Source organism: Acetobacter sp. DsW_54, from assembly GCF_002153575.1.
Classification (GTDB): domain Bacteria; phylum Pseudomonadota; class Alphaproteobacteria; order Acetobacterales; family Acetobacteraceae; genus Acetobacter; species Acetobacter fabarum.
Window position 1 is genome coordinate 1 of record NZ_JOPD01000054.1, and the last position, 2,248, is coordinate 2,248.

At 42.3% G+C, this 2,248-nt stretch carries 3 protein-coding genes; 1 reads left to right on the forward strand and 2 read right to left on the reverse strand.

Translation table 11 applies throughout. The annotated features are described in order from the left end of the window. Positions 1–66 precede the first annotated feature (66 nt). Positions 67–714, forward strand: a complete 648-nt coding sequence (locus HK20_RS12905) for a hypothetical protein (protein WP_143296523.1) — start codon at positions 67–69, stop codon at positions 712–714. On the opposite strand, the gene HK20_RS12510 is transcribed toward HK20_RS12905, so the two are convergent. Together HK20_RS12510 and HK20_RS12515 are read right to left on the reverse strand one after the other, a co-directional pair. Beyond that, positions 695–1,345, reverse strand: coding sequence for a LuxR family transcriptional regulator (locus HK20_RS12510; RefSeq protein WP_158093072.1), 651 nt, complete (start codon positions 1,343–1,345; stop codon positions 695–697). The genes HK20_RS12905 and HK20_RS12510 overlap by 20 nt on opposite strands. A 138-nt stretch (positions 1,346–1,483) precedes the next feature. After that, complete coding sequence (locus tag HK20_RS12515; RefSeq protein WP_086647370.1) at positions 1,484–2,059, reverse strand: acyl-homoserine-lactone synthase; 576 nt, start codon at positions 2,057–2,059, stop codon at positions 1,484–1,486. Positions 2,060–2,248: the final 189 nt, after the last annotated feature.

Sequence of the window (2,248 nt, forward strand, 5' to 3'; positions counted from 1 at the left end):
TAGAGGGGAAGATATAAGAGTATAAAAATTATAAGTTTATTTGATATTTCTGTAGAGAGAATATCGATGAGCGCATTGCTACATTCCTATATTGATGTCGAAAAAGATATTTATACAGAAATAATTCATCCTTTTATTGTTGAGTCTATTGATGTATTGGCGTCTGTACTCAAAAATACCGATATGATCGGCCGTCGCCATTTTATAGATATGGTATACCACGATAGTAATCGTAGAACTGAGTTTGCACTTAAGCTGGCAGCTTTTGTTTTGCACGAAGTGAATAAAATTTCACCACCGGATGCTGGAGCAGCGGCAGCCAACATTATCCAATTAAGTCCGGACCTCGGGATTGGAACAATTAGTACAGGACAATTGCTTTATGCCAGTGCATTGCACGAGGGACGTAGTAAAATAACAAATTTCGACCTCGAGCCTATCCCGTATAATGATAATATAGAAAACACGTCACTTGGTTTTCAAGTGGGGAAATATCTAGCATCCAACTGTATTGCAAGTTGGGTGTGCATGCTGTCTGTCAGTTCGGAATATGACGTATCTGGCGTTCTGCGTCTCGGTGGGCGCGAAAGCAAAAACGTTATAAACCAGCTGTTTATTTATGACTGTATTAAATCTATCAATGTTTTTTCTGGAATATCTTCTGCGTTTGATGAAATTTATAAACGGGCTAAACTTATATCAACCCGAATTTAATTGCTTTTGCCACAGCCCCGCAGGTCGTTTGTGCACAAAGTTTATGCCGAGCCGTCGCAAGATAAAGTCTTACAGTCGCTTCAGAGATATTCAGTCTGTAAGACACTTCTTGCGTCATCAAACCCTCGCCATGGTAAGCAAGACATTCTCGTTCGCGAATGGATAACCGAGGAGGCGCCAGAGCCTCTCGACGCCCTCCATAATTAGCAAACCATTCATGCATGTATGCACCAATCTGAGAGAATGTTGCCGCATAAACCCTTCGCCGATCTTGCCCGAAATCATGGATATTGCGACTGGTTATAGTCAGAAGACCCACTTCACCACGTAACCCTCTTAACGGAATGGACATTCCATCCTTGCCCATATTCTGTTCAGAAAAAAGCTGCATGACCCGTTTCTCTTTCTGAGAAAGTATCTTTATTTCTGACCACAAAAAAGGAAGTGCGCTGGTTAGTGCAGTACGGACTACCGGATCTGAATGAACAAGATTTTTTTCAGTATACAAGATTTGCCATGACAGCGGGTATGTAGTGACCCCCAATTCTCCTCCCTCTCTAACCCAAGGGTTGGATAGAAAGTGGTAGGTAAGATGGGCCGCGCCACTATTATCCCTGATCTCGAATGCCAACTCCTGCATTGTCGAGATGCTTTCGCATGACTGAATGCGTTCGAGAAGGGTATCCCCTAGGGGAAGAAGCGCATTGTGTGTGTCAGGAACCATTACGATTAAGGCCAGCCAAGATGTTCTTGGCTGGCATATAGGATTTTAAGCGGCCAATGCAAATTTTTTATTAATTTCGTCAAGACGCGCCTGCGACACATCAAACGTGGCAAGCGTAATCATCTTCCCTTCAAGTTGAGCACTCATAATAGGTTCAGGTGGCCAGCCCGCACGCTCATAAATCCGTAACATTGGCCGAAAAAAGATACCTGTAAGATGAGTAATTCCGTTTTCGAGGCACGTTTGACACAGAGTGCGTGCTAACTCACCTGTATAATGTATCTCACCAGGTCGTAATGTCGCGCAGTAACGGGTGCTTTCCCATATTGTTGGACTATAGATATCCGGGCAATCTGGAAAAAATGAATGAAATTTGTCACGCAACATTGTCGGTCCTGTGGTGGGGATAATACGCATGGATGTTGCGTGTGAACCATCTGGCCGCTCTGCTACAAAATAGAGTGGGTTATACTCCCGGTCATATTCGTCTTCTTCTTTTCCATCTACAACATTAACATCCCAATTCAAGCGTCCTGAAAAAACAACAGCACGCGCTCGAAGCATTTTTTCATATGTTTTGGCGTGAAAATGTCTTTGATTGTAACTAAATACTTTTATCATCACAAACCTCCCTATGGAGATTTTGATTTATTCAACACTAATATCATTTATAATTAGTTAATATTGATAGGTTAACTAATTATACATTGATCATATAATGGAGTTTTTTTGCGTTCACGGTCGCTTTAAAACACTGAACTGCCCCGGTTTTACCGGAGAGTAAAACTCTCGGAGGATGAACCCTATGGT